Source organism: Delftia sp. RIT313, assembly GCF_000632165.1.
Classification (GTDB): Bacteria; Pseudomonadota; Gammaproteobacteria; order Burkholderiales; family Burkholderiaceae_C; genus Comamonas; species Comamonas acidovorans.
This window is the reverse complement of the sequence record NZ_JFYT01000108.1, coordinates 1-14,081: the sequence shown is the minus strand read 5'-3', so window position 1 is coordinate 14,081 and position 14,081 is coordinate 1. Positions and strand designations below refer to the sequence as shown.

The 14,081-nt window shown below is 69.8% G+C and carries 13 protein-coding genes; 4 read left to right on the top strand and 9 right to left on the bottom strand.

The genetic code is table 11. From position 1 onward, the window contains the following. Positions 1-120: 120 nt before the first annotated feature. The 6 genes from BW39_RS28455 to BW39_RS28430 are packed head-to-tail and all read right to left on the bottom strand — an operon-like array spanning position 121 to position 6,685. Positions 121-1,848: an acetyl/propionyl/methylcrotonyl-CoA carboxylase subunit alpha gene (locus tag BW39_RS28455; RefSeq protein WP_043825617.1), complete on the bottom strand. Its 1,728-nt coding sequence runs from the start codon at positions 1,846-1,848 to the stop codon at positions 121-123. A 49-nt stretch (positions 1,849-1,897) separates the two neighbouring features. After that, positions 1,898-3,493 (bottom strand): urea amidolyase family protein, encoded by a 1,596-nt coding sequence (locus BW39_RS28450; RefSeq protein WP_043825616.1) that lies wholly within the window; start codon positions 3,491-3,493, stop codon positions 1,898-1,900. A 9-nt stretch (positions 3,494-3,502) separates the two neighbouring features. After that, positions 3,503-4,261 (bottom strand): LamB/YcsF family protein, encoded by a 759-nt coding sequence (locus BW39_RS28445; RefSeq protein ID WP_043825614.1) that lies wholly within the window; start codon positions 4,259-4,261, stop codon positions 3,503-3,505. 34 nt (positions 4,262-4,295) lie between these two features. Beyond that, complete coding sequence (gene pcp / locus BW39_RS28440) at positions 4,296-4,964, bottom strand: pyroglutamyl-peptidase I (protein ID WP_013800620.1); 669 nt, start codon at positions 4,962-4,964, stop codon at positions 4,296-4,298. A 16-nt stretch (positions 4,965-4,980) separates the two neighbouring features. Beyond that, positions 4,981-5,934 (bottom strand): DUF979 domain-containing protein, encoded by a 954-nt coding sequence (locus tag BW39_RS28435; RefSeq protein WP_043825613.1) that lies wholly within the window; start codon positions 5,932-5,934, stop codon positions 4,981-4,983. 1 nt (position 5,935) lies between these two features. After that, positions 5,936-6,685 carry a DUF969 domain-containing protein gene (locus tag BW39_RS28430; protein WP_012207528.1) on the bottom strand — a complete coding sequence of 250 codons (750 nt, stop codon included), beginning with the start codon at positions 6,683-6,685 and terminating at the stop codon, positions 5,936-5,938. Between the two features lie 403 nt (positions 6,686-7,088). On the opposite strand from BW39_RS28430, the gene BW39_RS28425 reads away from it, so the two are divergent. The 4 genes from BW39_RS28425 to BW39_RS28410 all read left to right on the top strand — a co-directional run bounded on the left by BW39_RS28425 (position 7,089) and on the right by BW39_RS28410 (position 11,165). After that, positions 7,089-8,255 (top strand): ABC transporter substrate-binding protein, encoded by a 1,167-nt coding sequence (locus BW39_RS28425; protein WP_043825611.1) that lies wholly within the window; start codon positions 7,089-7,091, stop codon positions 8,253-8,255. Between the two features lie 82 nt (positions 8,256-8,337). Next, the gene (locus BW39_RS28420) at positions 8,338-9,363 is read left to right on the top strand and encodes a tripartite tricarboxylate transporter substrate binding protein (protein ID WP_043825618.1); all 1,026 of its coding nucleotides are present in this window, start codon (positions 8,338-8,340) and stop codon (positions 9,361-9,363) included. Beyond that, on the top strand, positions 9,364-10,419 hold the full coding sequence (locus tag BW39_RS28415; protein ID WP_043825610.1) for a threonine aldolase family protein: 1,056 nt from the start codon (positions 9,364-9,366) through the stop codon (positions 10,417-10,419). It begins immediately after the preceding gene. Between the two features lie 71 nt (positions 10,420-10,490). Beyond that, entirely contained in the window at positions 10,491-11,165 is a 675-nt protein-coding gene (locus BW39_RS28410; protein ID WP_012207532.1) for a GntR family transcriptional regulator, read from the top strand. Between the two features lie 160 nt (positions 11,166-11,325). Here BW39_RS28410 and BW39_RS28405 read toward each other — a convergent pair whose 3' ends face one another. The 3 genes from BW39_RS28405 to BW39_RS28395 all read right to left on the bottom strand — a co-directional run bounded on the left by BW39_RS28405 (position 11,326) and on the right by BW39_RS28395 (position 13,939). Next, positions 11,326-11,769, bottom strand: coding sequence for a DoxX family protein (locus BW39_RS28405; RefSeq protein WP_227468487.1), 444 nt, complete (start codon positions 11,767-11,769; stop codon positions 11,326-11,328). Further along, complete coding sequence (locus tag BW39_RS28400) at positions 11,756-12,127, bottom strand: DUF4148 domain-containing protein (RefSeq protein WP_043825608.1); 372 nt, start codon at positions 12,125-12,127, stop codon at positions 11,756-11,758. Before BW39_RS28400 ends, BW39_RS28405 begins: the two co-directional genes overlap by 14 nt. Positions 12,128-12,277: 150 nt before the next feature. After that, a complete protein-coding gene (locus BW39_RS28395) occupies positions 12,278-13,939 on the bottom strand; it encodes an adenylate/guanylate cyclase domain-containing protein (RefSeq protein WP_043825607.1) in 1,662 nt (553 codons plus the stop codon). Between the last annotated feature and the right edge of the window lie 142 nt (positions 13,940-14,081).

Genomic DNA, 14,081 nt, shown 5'->3' with positions numbered 1-14,081 from the left:
CGGGGCGCGCTTCTTTGCCCCGCTTTCTTGTCGCGCGACAAGAAAGCGGGTCGGCCGCCGGGCCGAGACCCGGCCTCTGCCCCCAGAGGCACAACACAATCAAAACAGGTCAACCAGAAATCAGCCAATCCGAGCAATCACAGCCCCCAGCACCTGCGCCTTCCCCGCCTCAGCCACCAAAGCCACCACCCCACTGCGATGCGCAGTCACCTGCATCTCCATTTTCATGGCCTCCATGACGGCAATCACATCGCCCTCCTGAACGGTGTCGCCATCGGCCACCTTCCACGCATGCAGATTGCCTGCAATGGGCGAGGTGACGGCAGCGGGGTCCACGGCAGATTCGGCAGCCGGCGCGGCAGCCACACCGCCGCCAGCCGATGCCAGCCCCTGCAGCAGCACCGCAGGCAGGCCCAGCGACACCCGTCGCCCGTCGATCTCGACCGCGCAGCGCACCAGGCTGGAGTCGGGCAGCGGCTCGGCGCGCACGGCGGCGGCCAGGGGTTCGGCGAAGTCGGATTCGATCCAGCGCGTGTGGACCTTGAAGCCGTCGTTGCCCACGAAGTCGGCATGGCCGATGACGGCGCGGTGGAAGGGCAGGACGGAGGACAGACCTTCGATGCGGAACTCGGCCAGCGCGCGGCGTGCACGGGCCAGGGCCTGTTCACGCGTGGCGCCGCTGACGATGAGCTTGGCCATCAGCGAGTCGAAGCTGCCGGGCACGACCGAGCCGGTCTGCACGCCCGTGTCCAGGCGCACGCCGGGGCCCGAGGGCGGGTCGAACCGCACCACGGGGCCGGGCGTGGGCAGGAAGCCCCGGCCCACGTCTTCGGCGTTGATGCGGAATTCGATGGAGTGGCCCAGCGGCGCCGGGGTTTCGGTGATGGACAGGGGCAGGCCGTCGGCCACGCGCAGCTGCTCGATCACCAGGTCCACGCCCGTGGTCTGCTCGGTCACGGGGTGCTCGACCTGCAGGCGCGTGTTGACTTCGAGGAAGGAGATGGCGCCCGTCTGGCTCAACAGGAATTCCACCGTGCCCGCGCTGACGTAGCCGGCCGCCGCGCAGATGTCGCGTGCGGAGCTGTGGATGCGGGCGCGCTGCTCGTCGCTGAGGAAGGGCGCCGGGGCTTCTTCCACCAGCTTCTGGTTGCGCCGCTGCAGCGAGCAGTCGCGCGTGCCCAGCACGACCACGTTGCCATGGGTGTCGGCCAGCACCTGGGCCTCGATGTGGCGGGGGCGGTCCAGGAATTGCTCGACAAAGCATTCGCCGCGGCCGAAGGCGGTGACGGCCTCGCGCACGGCCGAGTGAAAGAGCTCCTCCACCTCGTCCATGCGCCACGCGATCTTCATGCCGCGCCCGCCGCCGCCGAAGGCGGCTTTGATGATGATGGGCAGGCCGTGCTGCTGGGCAAAGGCCAGCACTTCGCCGGCATCCTTGACGGGGTCGGGCGTGCCGGCCACCAGGGGAGCGCCGACCTGCAGGGCGATCTTGCGCGCCTCGACCTTGTCGCCCAGCTTGGCGATGGTCTCGGGCGTGGGGCCGATCCAGCGCAGGCCCGCATCCAGCACGGCGCGCGCAAAGGCTTCGCTTTCGGACAGGAAGCCGTAGCCGGGGTGCACGGCGTCGGCGCCGCTCTTGTGCGCGATGGCGATGAGCTTGGCGATGTTCAGGTAGGTGTCGGCCGGGCGCTCGCCGTCCAGGCCATAGGCCTCGTCGGCCATGCGCACGTGCAGGGCGTCGATATCGGCATCGGCGTAGACGGCCACGGATTTCACGCCGTAGTCGGCGCAGGCGCGGGCGATGCGGACGGCGATCTCGCCACGGTTGGCAATCAGGACTTTTTTCATGATCAGCTTCTTTCAGTTGCGGGCAGGCGCCACCGGGCGCTCCCCGCGTTCAGTTCTTGGAGCCTTGCGCGCCGGGGGTGTATTCCTCGAAGGCGCGAATGGGGTTGAAGCGGATCCAGGCGCCCACGGGAATCTGGCCGGCCAGATCCAGGTGGTGCGGCGCCACGCAGCCGATGACGGGGTAGCCGCCCGTCAGCGGATGGTCGGCCAGGAACAGCACGGGCTGGCCGCTGGGGGGCACCTGGATGGCGCCCAGCGGCGTGCCTTCGCTGGGCAGCTCGCCGGCCACGGCGCGCGCCAGGGGCTGCTCGCCCGCCACGCGCAGGCCCACGCGGTTGGACTGCGGCGTGACCTGCCAGCGCTGCGCGGCCAGCAGGGCCACGGCCTCGGGCGTGAACCAGTCGGTGCGCGGGCCCAGCTCCACGTCCAGCACCACGTCCTGCCCGGTGGTGGGCAGGGATTCGGGCGGCAGCTCGGGTGCGGCCACGGCCTTGCGGTCCGCAGGCCGAACGGGCAGGACCTGGCCCACGGCCAGGGCGGCAGGGCCGACATTCGCCAGGGTGTCGGTGCAGGCGCTGCCCAGCACGGGCGTGACGGCAAAGCCGCCGCGCACCGCCACATAGCAGCGCGCGCCGGCCACGGGCTGACCCACGGTCAACTGGTCGCCATCGGCCAGGGCCACGGCCTGGTAGCGCGGCACGCTCCAGCGCTGGCCGGACCCGGTGGTCACGGTCAGGGGCGCATCGGCGCCCGTGATGGCGACCACGGTCTCGCCCTGGCTTTGCAGCGACAGGCCACCGCCCACGGTCTCCAGCACGGCCAGGTCGCTGGCATTGCCGACCAGGCGGTTGGCAGCCTTGAAGGCTGCCTGGTCCATGGCGCCCGAGGCCGAGACGCCCTGCCCGGCCTGGCCCAGGCGGCCCCGGTCCTGGAACAGCGTCATCAGGCCCGTGGCCTTGACGCGCAGCGCGTTGCCTTCATGCGGCGCGGCCTGCGCCACGGCGGGCGCGGGCGCCTCATCCACCTGGGCCATGCCGGCCGCATCGACAAAGCGCACGCGGTAGCCGGGCTGCAGCAGCGCAGGCAGCTCGCGCGCCAGGTCCCACATGCGGGCCGAGGTGCGGCCTATCAGTTGCCAGCCGCCCGGGCTGGCCTGGGGATAGACGGCGCTGAACGTGCCGCCCAGCGCCACGGAGCCGGCCGGCACGCGCGTGCGCGGCGTGGTGCGGCGCGGCACGTTGAAGATCGGATCGCCCCCGCTGAGGTAGGCAAAGCCGGGCGCGAAGCCCGTGAAGGCCACGGCGTACTCGCTGCCCGTGTGGCGGCGCACGACTTCCTCGGGCGTGATGCCCAGCAGCTGCGCCACGTCGGCCAGGTCCTCGCCGTCGTAGTGCACGGGAATCTCGACCAGCACATTGCTGCGCTCGGCCCGCTGGCCCAGGTCGCGCGCGGCAATGCGGCGCACCAGCTCGGCCACGCCCAGCCTGGCGGGAGCGAACTGCACGAGCACGGTGCGCGCGGCCGGCACCAGCTCCTGCACGCCATCGATGGGCTCGCGCTGCAGCGAGCCCAGCAGGGCCAGGGTTTCATCCAGATCGGCCAGCTCCACCATCAGGGCCTGCCGGTTGACGGGTAGAAAACGCATGGTGTGCCCTCAGCCCACGAAGGAGGAAATGCGCACGCCCTCCTGCTCGAAACGTTCGCGCAGGTGTCGTGCAATGGCCACGGCACCGGGGCTGTCGCCGTGCACGCAGATGGAGTCGGCGGCAATGCGCACCAGGCTGCCATCGACGGCCTCGACCACGCCGTCGCGCACCAGGGACAGCATGCGCGCGGCGATCCGGTCCACATCGTGCAGCACGGCGCCCGGATCGCGGCGCGAGACCAGGGTGCCCTCGGGCGTGTAGCCGCGGTCGGCAAAGGCCTCGGCCACCACGGTCAGGCCCGCATCGCGCGCCCAGTCGATCAGCGGCGAGCCGGCCAGCGCCACCAGCACCAGGCTGGGGTCGATGGCGCGCATGGCGGTGATCACATCGGTGGCCTGGCGCCTGTCGTGGGCGATGGTGTTGTAGAGCGCGCCGTGCGGCTTGACGTAGCGCACCTCGGTGCCGGCCACGCGGGCCAGGCCCTGCAGCGCACCGATCTGGTAGATGACGCCGGCCACCAGGTCGGCGCTGGCCACATCCATGTTGCGCCGGCCGAAGCCGACGAGGTCGGGATAGGACACATGGGCGCCCACCATGGCGCCGCGCTCGCGGGCGGCCTTGAGCGTCTCCAGGATGCCTGCCGGGTCGCCGGCATGGAATCCGCAGGCCACGTTGGCGCTGCTGACGATGTCGAGCATGGCGGCGTCGTCGCCCATGCGCCATCCGCCCAGGCTCTCGCCAAGATCACTGTTCAGGTCAATTTTCATCGTTCTCTCCTCGCCGGACTCGGTGCACAGGCTCTCAGTGCAGCTGGCCGGCGTTTTCCTTCAGATCCTGGGTCACGGTCAGGGCCGTGCGAATGGTCTCGCGCACGGCAGCCACCTGGTCGGCCAGGCACATGCTGGGCATGCCCGGCTTGCGCGCTGCCTGCTCGGGCAGGGCCGGCACGTGGATGAAGCCGCCACGCGCGCCCGGCGCCGCCTTGCCCTGGGCCAGCCAGTGCATGAGCGCGAAAAACACGTGGTTGCAGACAAAGGTGCCCGCCGTGTTGGACACGGAAGACGGAATGCCGCGCGCGCGCAGGTTGTGCACCACGGCCTTGATGGGCAGCGTGGAAAAGTACGCGGCGGGCGCGCCCGGGATCACCACCTGGTCCACGGGCTGGCGCGCCGCATGGTCGGGAATGCGGGCGTCGTCGATATTGATGGCCACGCGCTCGGGCGTGAACTCGCTGCGGCCGCCGGCCAGGCCCAGGCTGATGACCAGCACCGGCTGCAGTTGTGCCAGTGCCTCCTGCAACTGGCGCAGCGACTCGCCGAACACGCAGCGCAGCTGCAGGCCGTGGACAGTGGCGCCGGCCACGGTCTCGCCATGCAGGGCACGCGCCACTTCCCACGAGGGATTGACAGGGTCCTGCTCGAACGGCTCGAAGCCGGTCACCAGGATGCGCGGGGAAGTGGAATCGGTCATGGCAACAGTCCGTCCTTTAACGGAACATCAGGAAGTACAGCAGGAAGACATTGGCGGTCAGCAGGGCCAGGGCCGTGGGCACCTGGGCGCGGATCACGGCATTCTTGTCGATCTCCAGCAGCGCGGCGGGCACCAGGTTGAAGTTGGCCGCCATGGGCGTCAGCAGGGTGCCGCAGTAGCCCGAGAGCATGCCGATGGCCGCCATCACGGCCGGGTCGCCATGGTAGACGCCGACCAGAATGGGCACGCCCACGCCGCCCGTCATCACCGGGAAGGCCGCGAAGCCGTTGCCCATGACCACGGTGAACAGCGCCATGCCCAGCACGTAGACGGCCACGGCCACGAAGCGGATGTCCATGTTGATATAGGTGGTGGTCACATAGGCCACGGCCTTGCCCACGCCGGCGTCCGAGAACACCAGGCCCAGCATGCCCAGCATCTGGGGCAGGACCAGGGCCCAGCCCAGCGCATCGGTCAGGCGGCGCGATTCGCGCATGCCCTGGGCGGGCGTCTCGCGGGTCAGCCAGCAGGCCAGGCCCAGCGCCAGCACGCAGCCCACGCCCAGGCTCACCAGCGTGGTGGCCTTGGGGTCCAGCAGGGGCGTGCCGCCGAAGACCAGGTGCGAGGCGCTGAGCGTGCCCACCATGGTGATCAGAGGAATCGCCAGGGCCGGTGCGAACAGCTTGTTGCCCAGGCGCTTGGCGCTGGCCAGGTATTCGGCATCGCTGCGCGGCGCATGGCGGCCGCTGCCCACGCCGCCAAAACCGGCGATCAGGGCCATGGCCACGGCGATCACGCCCACGACCACGGGCGGCAGTTCATTGCCCACCAGGAAGACGGCTGCATACAGCGCCCAGAACAGGCCGCTGGACCAGCGCTTGGGGTTGCTGGCATCGCGCAGCGTCATCACGGCCGTGACGGCCAGGACGAAGCCGACCAGGTAGTACAGGTGTTGGATGGTCAGCGTCATTTCAGGCTCCCTTGGCTTGGGTGGCGTTGGCGTTGGCTGCGTCGGCTTCGACACCGGCCTTGTACTGGGCCAGTTCGCGCTCCAGCATGCGGTCCAGGCGGCGCAGGCGCCAGGCATGGATCACGAAGGCGCAGATGGCCGTGGGAATGCCCCACAGCGCGACGTGGATGGGCTCGACCTCGATGCCGGCTTCCTTCAGGAAGGTGGTCATCAGCACGATGGCGCCGAAGGCCACGAAGATGTCCTCGCCGAAGAACAGGCCCACGTTGTCCGTGGCGGCCGAGTAGGCGCGCAGCTTGTCGCGCACCTTGGCGGGCAGGATGCCGAAGCGCGACTGGGTCGCACCTTCGGCCATGGGCGCCAGCAGCGGGCGCACCATCTGCGGATGCCCGCCCAGGCTGGTCAGGCCCACGGCGGCCGTCAGCTGGCGTGCGGCCAGGTAGACGATGAGCAGGCGGCCTGCGGTGGCCGACTTGATGGAGCTGATCCAGTTCTGCGCGTGCTGGCGCAGGCCATGGCGCTCCAGCAGGCCGATCACGGCCAGCGGCAGCAGGATGATCAGCGGCAGGTTGCGCGTCTTGATGAAGCCCGTGCCAATGGTGGCCAGCACCTTGTCGACGGGGAAGCCCGCCGCCAGTGCCGTGCCGATGGCCGTGACGATCACGACCAGCATGGGATTGAAGCGCAGCACGAAGCCCGCAACGATGATGGCCACTCCGATAAGCGGCCAGAGATTGACGTCAGTCAGCATGTTGATTCCCCCTTCACACCCCGCGGTGCGGTGCGGCCGTCAAGCCGCCCCGCAGGCCCAACCCGGTGGCGTGGAGTGCGCTGCCAACCTGGTTTTGTTCAACAAAACAAAGAATTTGTCTTACAGAAACGAATTGTGAATAAGACAATCAGCGCATGCTGATAGTACAAACCCGCATATCGTTGCCTAGGGATTGAGCACGCACGGGGTTTTCAAATGCCAAAAACTATCGGATATTGAACATCCATAGAAGGCATGAACACAACAATGCCCCTGCCCCGGTATCGCCTGTGACGAGGCCGCCTCCTACAATGGGCCGCCCTCCCGGCCTGCGGCGCACGCGTGGCAGTCGGCGTGAATGGCACCTTCCTGCTCCCATCCCTTTTGTCCGAGCTCTGAATCCATGCAACGCCGTCAACTTGTTTCCCTGCTTCCCCGTGCTGCAGCCATCGCAGCGGTTCCCGCGCTGGCGCCGGCTTTCGTGCGCAATGCCTTCGCCGATGAGGCAGGCCTGTCCGCCAAGACCATCACCATCGGCTGCTCGGCCGCCATGAGCGGCCCGCTGGCCGGGTTCGGCTCCGACATCAAGCTGGGTACGGAAGCGGCCATGGCGCAGATCAACGCACGTGGCGGCATCCAGGGCCGCACGCTGCAGTTGCAGATGGTTGATGACGGCTACGTGCCCCAGCGCTCGGCCGACAACGTGCGGCAGATGCTCTCCAAGGGCACGGCCTTTGCCCTGCTGTCCTGCGTGGGCACGCCCAACAACGCCGCCGTCATCCCGCTGATCGAGGAAGCCGGCGTTCCCTATGTGGCGCCGTTCACGGGCGCCTCGTCGCTGCGCAAGGGATCGCGCAACGTCTTCCATGTGCGCGCCAGCTACACCACCGAGGTCCGCCGCCTGGTCCAGCGCCTTGCGGGCATGGGGCTCAAGGGCATTGGCATCGTCTACCTGGACAACGCCTACGGCCGCGAAATGCTGGAGGACGCCACGCGCGCCCTGGAGGCCGAGAAGATGGCCCCCGCCGTGCAGGCGGCCATCGCCACCGATGGCAAGAATCTGGCCGATGTGTTGAACAAAGTGGACGCGGCCCACCCCTCGGCCGTGCTGCTGGCCACGGCTGGCACGGTGTCGGTCGATCTGGTGCGCGGCCTGCGCAAGAGCGCGCCCGGCGTGCTGCTCACCGGCCTGAGCGTGACCCTGCCCAACGACAGCCTCAAGCCGCTGGGCGAGGACGCCCGGGGCATTGCCCTGACCATGGTCGTTCCCGCGCCGCACCAGGCCAAGCTGCAGGTGGTGCGCGACTACCAGGCCGCCATGCGCGCCCACGGACAGCAGGAGTTCTCGCTGGGCACGCTGGAAGCCTATGTGAACACACGCGTTCTGGCCGAGGGCCTGGAACGCGCAGGCCGCGACCCCAGCCAGGCCAAGCTGCGCTCGGCGCTGGCCGGCATCCGCAACTGGGACATGGGCGGCTTCGTCATCGACTACAGCGGCCAGACGCCCCATGTCGGCTCCAGCTTCATCGACCTGGGCGTGCTGGGCAATGCGGGGCGCTTCATCGGTTGATGAAGGCGGGTGGCTTGCGGGCCAGGCCGCTGGCGGATCGGCCCATCGTTTCTTCCTGTCGCTGCACCAAGGAGCCTTCGCCATGCCTGCCGAACGTCACCCACTTCCGCACCCCACCTTGCACGCTGCTGCACATCCCGCTTCGCACCGGGGCCTGCAGCGCCGCCTGCTCATCCTGGCAGCGGCTGCCCTGCCCGGCCTTGCCCTGGCGCAGAAATGGCCTGCGCAGCCCGTGCGCATCGTCGTGCCCTACACGGCCGGAGGCGGCTCGGACAACATCGCCCGCGCGCTGGGCACGGAGCTGTCGCGCGAACTGGGCCAGCCCGTGGTCGTGGACAACAAGCCAGGCGCCTCGGCCATGCTGGGCGCCGAGCTGGTGGCACGCGCCGCGCCCGACGGCTACACGCTGCTCCTGGCCGACATGCCGCACACCATCACGCCCAGTCTCTACAAGACACCGTACGACGCGCTCAAAGACTTCACGCCCGTGGCCCTGATCGGCTCCTCGCCGCTGGTGCTGGCCGTCAACCCCAAGCTCAAGGCGCAGAGCGTGAAGGAATACATTGCGATGGCCCGGGCACGGCCCGGCCAGATCAACTTCGCCTCGGGCGGCACGGGCACGGCCACGCATCTGGCAGGCGAGCTGTTCAAGCAGCAGACGGACACCTTCATCACCCACATTCCCTACAAGGGCTCGGGCCAGGCCGTCGCCGACGTGGTGGCCGGCCATACCGAGAGCATGTTCTCCTCGGCCCCCACCGTGATCCCCCATATCAAAAGCGGCGCGCTGCGCGCCCTGGCCACCACCGGTGCCCAGCGCTCGCCGGCCCTGCCCCAGGTGCCCACGATGGCCGAAAGCGGCGTGCGCGGCCTCACCGTGCTGCACTGGTTCGGCCTGCTGGCGCCTGCCCGGTTGCCCCCCGGCATACAGACCGCGCTGCACGATGCCGTGGCCCGCGCCATGGCCACGCCCGCGCTCCAGGCCAAGCTGCAGTCCCTGGGGCTGGAACTGACGCCCCGCACTCCAGCGGAGTTCGGCGCCCAGATGGAGACCGACGCCGCACGCTGGGCCCGCGTCATCAAGGAACGCAACATCAAGGCGGACTGAATGCCCTCCCTGCACCATCACCACGACGCCGTTGACCTGCGCAGCGACACCGTCACGCGCCCCACGCCGCAGATGCTCGAAGCCATGGCCTGCGCCCCGCTGGGCGACGACGGCCTGGACGGCGACCCGACGGTGCGTGCGCTGGAAGAGACGGCGGCACAGCGCTTTGGCAAGGCCGCAGGCCTGTTCGTGGCCAGCGGCACCATGGGCAACCTCGTGGCCGTGCTCGCCCATGGCCGCATGCCCGGCGAGGTGCTGGCCGAGGCCGGCAGCCATCTGCTGAACGCCGAGCGCGCAGCCGCGGGCCTGACCGGCATGCACTACCGCAGCCTGCCCGGCGACGGTGGCCTGATCGCCCTGCCCGCGCTGGAGGCGGCGCTGGACACCTCGGCATCCGCGCGCTGCCCCAGCGCCCTCGTGGCCGTGGAGAACACCCACAACGCACGGGGCGGCAGCGTGGCGGCGCCCGAGTCGCTGGCAGCCCTGCATGCCCTGGCCGCCCGCCATGGCGTGCCCGTGCATACCGATGGCGCGCGCCTGTTCAATGCCGCCGTGGCACTGGGCCTGTCCTGCCACGAGATCGCCGCGCACACGGACTCGGTCACCGTCTGCCTGTCCAAGGGCTTGTCGGCTCCGGTGGGCTCGGTGCTCATGGGCCCGGCCGACTTCATCACGCGGGCGCGCGGCATACGGCGCATGCTGGGCGGCACCATGCGCCAGGCCGGCGTGATCGCGGCGGCGGGCCTGGTGGCGCTGGAGCACATGGTCGATCGCCTGGCCGAGGACCACGCACGCGCCCGCCGCCTGCACCAGGGCCTGCGCGCCATCCACCCGGCATGGTGCGCGGCCGAACTGCCGCAGACCAACATCGTGCAGGTGCGCGTAGGCACCAGCGCGGCCGATGCGCGCCTTTGGGAGGCACGCCTGGCCGAAGCCGGCGTGCTGGTGCGCACGGGCAGCGCAGGCCTGCTGCGCCTGGTCACGCACCGCCACATTGACGACGAGGCCGTGGACAGCACCCTGCAGACCTTCACGCGGCTGCATCACGACAACTGAGCACCACGCGAGGCCGGCAGGAGTGCCGGCCCTGGCTACACTGCCCATCGACCCTTGCATCCCCCATCACCATGACCCGCAGCACCGATATCCTCAACCTGACCGACCGCGTGACCGAGCAGCTGCGCAGCAAACTCATCGATGGTGCCTGGGAGCCCGGGCAAAAGCTGTCGGAGGCCTCACTCAGCGAAAGCCTGCAGATCTCGCGCAACACGCTGCGCGAGGCCTTCCGGCTGCTGACCAAGGAGGGGCTGCTGGTGCACGAGCCCAACAAGGGCGTGTCGGTGGCGGCGCCCAGCATCGCCTCCATCATCGACATCTACCGCGTGCGCCGCATGGTGGAGTGCCAGGCGCTGGCCCAGGCCTATCCCATGCACCCGGCTCGCAGCCTGATGCGCGAAGCCGTGGAGGCGGCACAGCGCCACCGCGAGGCCCAGGACTGGTCGGGCGTGGGCACGGCCAACATGAGTTTCCACAAGGCCGTGGTGCAGCTGGCCGACAGCGAGCGCCTGGACACCATGTTCGAGCACCTGCTGGCCGAGCTGCGGCTGGCCTTCGGCCTGCTGCGAGACCCGCACTTCCTGCATGCCCCCTATGTGGACATGAATGCGCGCATCCTGCAGCAATTCGAGGACGGCAAGCCCGCCGAGGCCGCTGCCGCGCTCAATGACTACCTTGTGCATTCGGAGCGGCTGATCCTGGCCGCCTACGCCCGACGCCTGGCTGAAAAGGGCATCAAAGTGTGAAAACAATAGACACCCCCTGAGGCGCTTCGCGCCTTCCCCCTCTCTCGCTACGCGGGAGGGGGACGACACCCTCGGTGCGGGGCTGCCCTTCCTCGGTGTCCCCGGCTTTGGGCAGCGCCGGTTTCATTGGCGGTGTTCAGCGCACAACACTGGCTCGCATTCAACGCCGCGCGTCCAGGCTCCAGCGCGCCACGGGCGCCAGCATCAGTTGCACAAATCCCCCGGCGATCGCCAGGTTCTTCAGGAACTGCACCAGCTGGCCCTTGTCGCCGAACTGGTTGTGGAACATCAGCGCCGACATGACGCTGAACACGGCCATCACGGCCGCGGCCTCGCGGGTACGCCAGCCCAGCAGCAGGGCCGTGGCCACGCCCAGCTCCACCACCAGCGCCATGGCATACGACAGCATGGGCAGCGGCAGGCCCGCCTTGGCGATATAGGCCATGGTGCCCTCCGGCCCCATCAGCTTGCCGATGCCGCTGTAGATGAACAGCAGGCTCAGCAGCACCCGGGCCAGCAGCGGTGCGAAGTCGGCCCAGGGCGATGCTGCGGCGTGGGCAGCGCGATGCGTGGCGGCGCGCGTCATCGCATCAGCCCGGGACACGGCCGGAACCCTGGCCTTCGGCCGCCTTCACCGAGCCACCCAGGCGCTGCACTTCGGCCAGGTACTCGGGGCCGCTGCGCATGCGCTGGTACTGGGCCAGGCGCTGCTGGTAGTCGGCATCCCAGTGGTTCACGTCGGACTCGCGGTAGACGTTGAGGCCGGCGCGGTTCCACAGGGCCAGGTCGGCCTGAACCTCGGCCCGCGACAGCGCGGGGCCGGAGGCGACGGGCTCGGCGCCGAACCAGGTTTCTGCAGATACCGTGGCGGCCGGTGCGGCCGAGGCCATGCCCGACCACAAGGCGGAGGAAAGGGCGGCGGAAAGGGAAACGATGGCGAAGAGGGTCTTTGCGTGCTTCATGGCGAATCCTTTGTCAAATCCTGCAGCGCGTGATTGCGTTCTGCATGGCTGCAGTCTCGTCTTCGCCCGCCTGCACGTCAGTGCCTAAACGCACAGCTTTGCGCAAACTCTCCGGTTCCCGCGCTCACCGTCCACGCCCACCATCCACGCTCACGGCCACTGCAGGCCGGGCCGCGCCACATGCAGGGCCGGCAAGGGCTCGGAGCGCCCGCGCACCTGCACCTGCCGGACTTCGCCCAGGCCATCGGCCACGCCCGCGCGGCGCGCCACCTCCAGCGACAGCACCAGCCGCGCCTGGGCGCTCTTGGTGTATTCCTGCAGGCGGCTGGCCGTGTTGACCACCTCGCCCACGGCCGTGAAGGTGGTGGTGTGCTCGAAACCCACGCGCCCCACGGCGGCGCGCCCCGCATGCAGGCCCATGCCGAAATCCACCGGCTGGCCGAACTGCGCCTCGAAGGTGTGGCTCCATTCCTGCATGCGCCGGTCGATGAGGGCGCTGGCCTGCACGGCCTGGCGGCAGGCCGTGTCCAGGTCGGTATCCAGGCCGAAGATGGCCATCACGCTGTCGCCGATGAACTGGTTGGCCATGCCGCCGCTGTCGTGCACGGCCTGGCCCACGCGCTCGAAATACTGGTCCAGCACCCAGGACAGGTCCACGGGCCATTGCCGCTCGGCAAGGCCCGACCAGCGGCGCAGGTCCACGAACAGGATGGCCACCGCGCGCACTTCGCGGACCTCGCGCTGCCCGTCACCCCGCCCGGCCTGGGCGGCTGCCGGCGAGCGGAACAGCGGCGCCACCTGCACATCGCCCGTGGGCCGCAACTGGCAGGCCAGCCGCACGTCCTGCGGCGCGCCCACGCGCTCCAGCGTGAGGCGCTCGTCCCGCCCCGGCGCAGGCAGGTGGGCCGCCGGGCCGGACACGCGCACCCGGCAGGTGGAGCAACGCGCCCTGCCGCCGCACAGCGACAAATGGGCAATGCCATGCTCGCGGCTGGCTTCGAGCACGCTCATGCCCTGGGCCACCTGCACGGTGCGGCCCGGATAGTGCAGCAGCACCTGGCGGGCGCCGCGCAGACGCATGCGCCGCCACAGCCAGGGGCCGGCCAGCAGCGCGGCCAGGCAGGCCAGCCAGCCCTGGCGCAGCCCGGCCGTCAGCGCGCGCAGCCACTGCGATGCCTCGGGCGAGGGGCCGGCCGGCGCTGGCAGGCCGGCCGCCGCGATCTCGCGCGCCATGGAGACGATGCCCAGCGCCGCCAGCACGGGCAGCAGCACGGCGGCCGTGAGCAGCAGCGGCTGCCACCGCCGCCACCAGCCGCGCGCACGCAGGGCCATGTGCAGGCCCATGCAGCCATGGGTCCAGGCGGCCGTCATCAGCAGCAGCTGGATGGCCATGCTGGACGGATTCCAGGAAGAACGCACGATGCGCGCATACGAGGGGTCCACGCCCCAGGCCTCCTGTGCCAGCCGCGTGGCCGGCACGTGCAGGGCCAGCAGCAGCGGCAGGCCCAGCCCCAGCAGCAGCCGCACGGCCTCCAGCGCCGGCATGCGCAGGCTGCGCCGCCGCGCCAGCGCCTGCAGCGCCAGCCCCATGTGCACGGCCAGCGCGCCGTAGAGCAGCAGGCTGCCGGGCAGTGATCGCCACACGCCGTGGACCAGCTCGCGCACGGCCTCGGCCGTGGCCAGCGAGACCAGGCCCAGGGCGTGATTGGACAGGTGCAGCGCCGCATAGGTCCACAGCACCAGGCCGGTGGACCAGTGGAGGCTGCGCAGGGACGGCAGAGCCGGCAGAACCGGATGAGGGACACGGGCCATGGAAAGCGATGATGCGCCCGACGGCGGAAGAAGACAGGAGAAGACCGCAAGAACGGCAGCTTGAAGGAACTTAGGCCGGGCCTGGCCGATCCAGAATCTTTGTACCTTACGCCCGCTATTGGTTCCATGGCCCACCCCACCC

What these genes read in the sequence shown, in the direction of transcription:
- BW39_RS28455 (WP_043825617.1), bottom strand. Translation starts at nt 1,848, where the DNA reads ATGAAAAAAGTCCTGATTGCCAACCGTGGCGAGATCGCCGTCCGCATC.
- BW39_RS28450 (WP_043825616.1), bottom strand. Translation starts at nt 3,493, where the DNA reads ATGCGTTTTCTACCCGTCAACCGGCAGGCCCTGATGGTGGAGCTGGCC.
- BW39_RS28445 (WP_043825614.1), bottom strand. Translation starts at nt 4,261, where the DNA reads ATGAAAATTGACCTGAACAGTGATCTTGGCGAGAGCCTGGGCGGATGG.
- pcp (WP_013800620.1), bottom strand. Translation starts at nt 4,964, where the DNA reads ATGACCGATTCCACTTCCCCGCGCATCCTGGTGACCGGCTTCGAGCCG.
- BW39_RS28435 (WP_043825613.1), bottom strand. Translation starts at nt 5,934, where the DNA reads ATGACGCTGACCATCCAACACCTGTACTACCTGGTCGGCTTCGTCCTG.
- BW39_RS28430 (WP_012207528.1), bottom strand. Translation starts at nt 6,685, where the DNA reads ATGCTGACTGACGTCAATCTCTGGCCGCTTATCGGAGTGGCCATCATC.
- BW39_RS28425 (WP_043825611.1), top strand. Translation starts at nt 7,089, where the DNA reads ATGCAACGCCGTCAACTTGTTTCCCTGCTTCCCCGTGCTGCAGCCATC.
- BW39_RS28420 (WP_043825618.1), top strand. Translation starts at nt 8,338, where the DNA reads ATGCCTGCCGAACGTCACCCACTTCCGCACCCCACCTTGCACGCTGCT.
- BW39_RS28415 (WP_043825610.1), top strand. Translation starts at nt 9,364, where the DNA reads ATGCCCTCCCTGCACCATCACCACGACGCCGTTGACCTGCGCAGCGAC.
- BW39_RS28410 (WP_012207532.1), top strand. Translation starts at nt 10,491, where the DNA reads ATGACCCGCAGCACCGATATCCTCAACCTGACCGACCGCGTGACCGAG.
- BW39_RS28400 (WP_043825608.1), bottom strand. Translation starts at nt 12,127, where the DNA reads ATGAAGCACGCAAAGACCCTCTTCGCCATCGTTTCCCTTTCCGCCGCC.
- BW39_RS28395 (WP_043825607.1), bottom strand. Translation starts at nt 13,939, where the DNA reads ATGGCCCGTGTCCCTCATCCGGTTCTGCCGGCTCTGCCGTCCCTGCGC.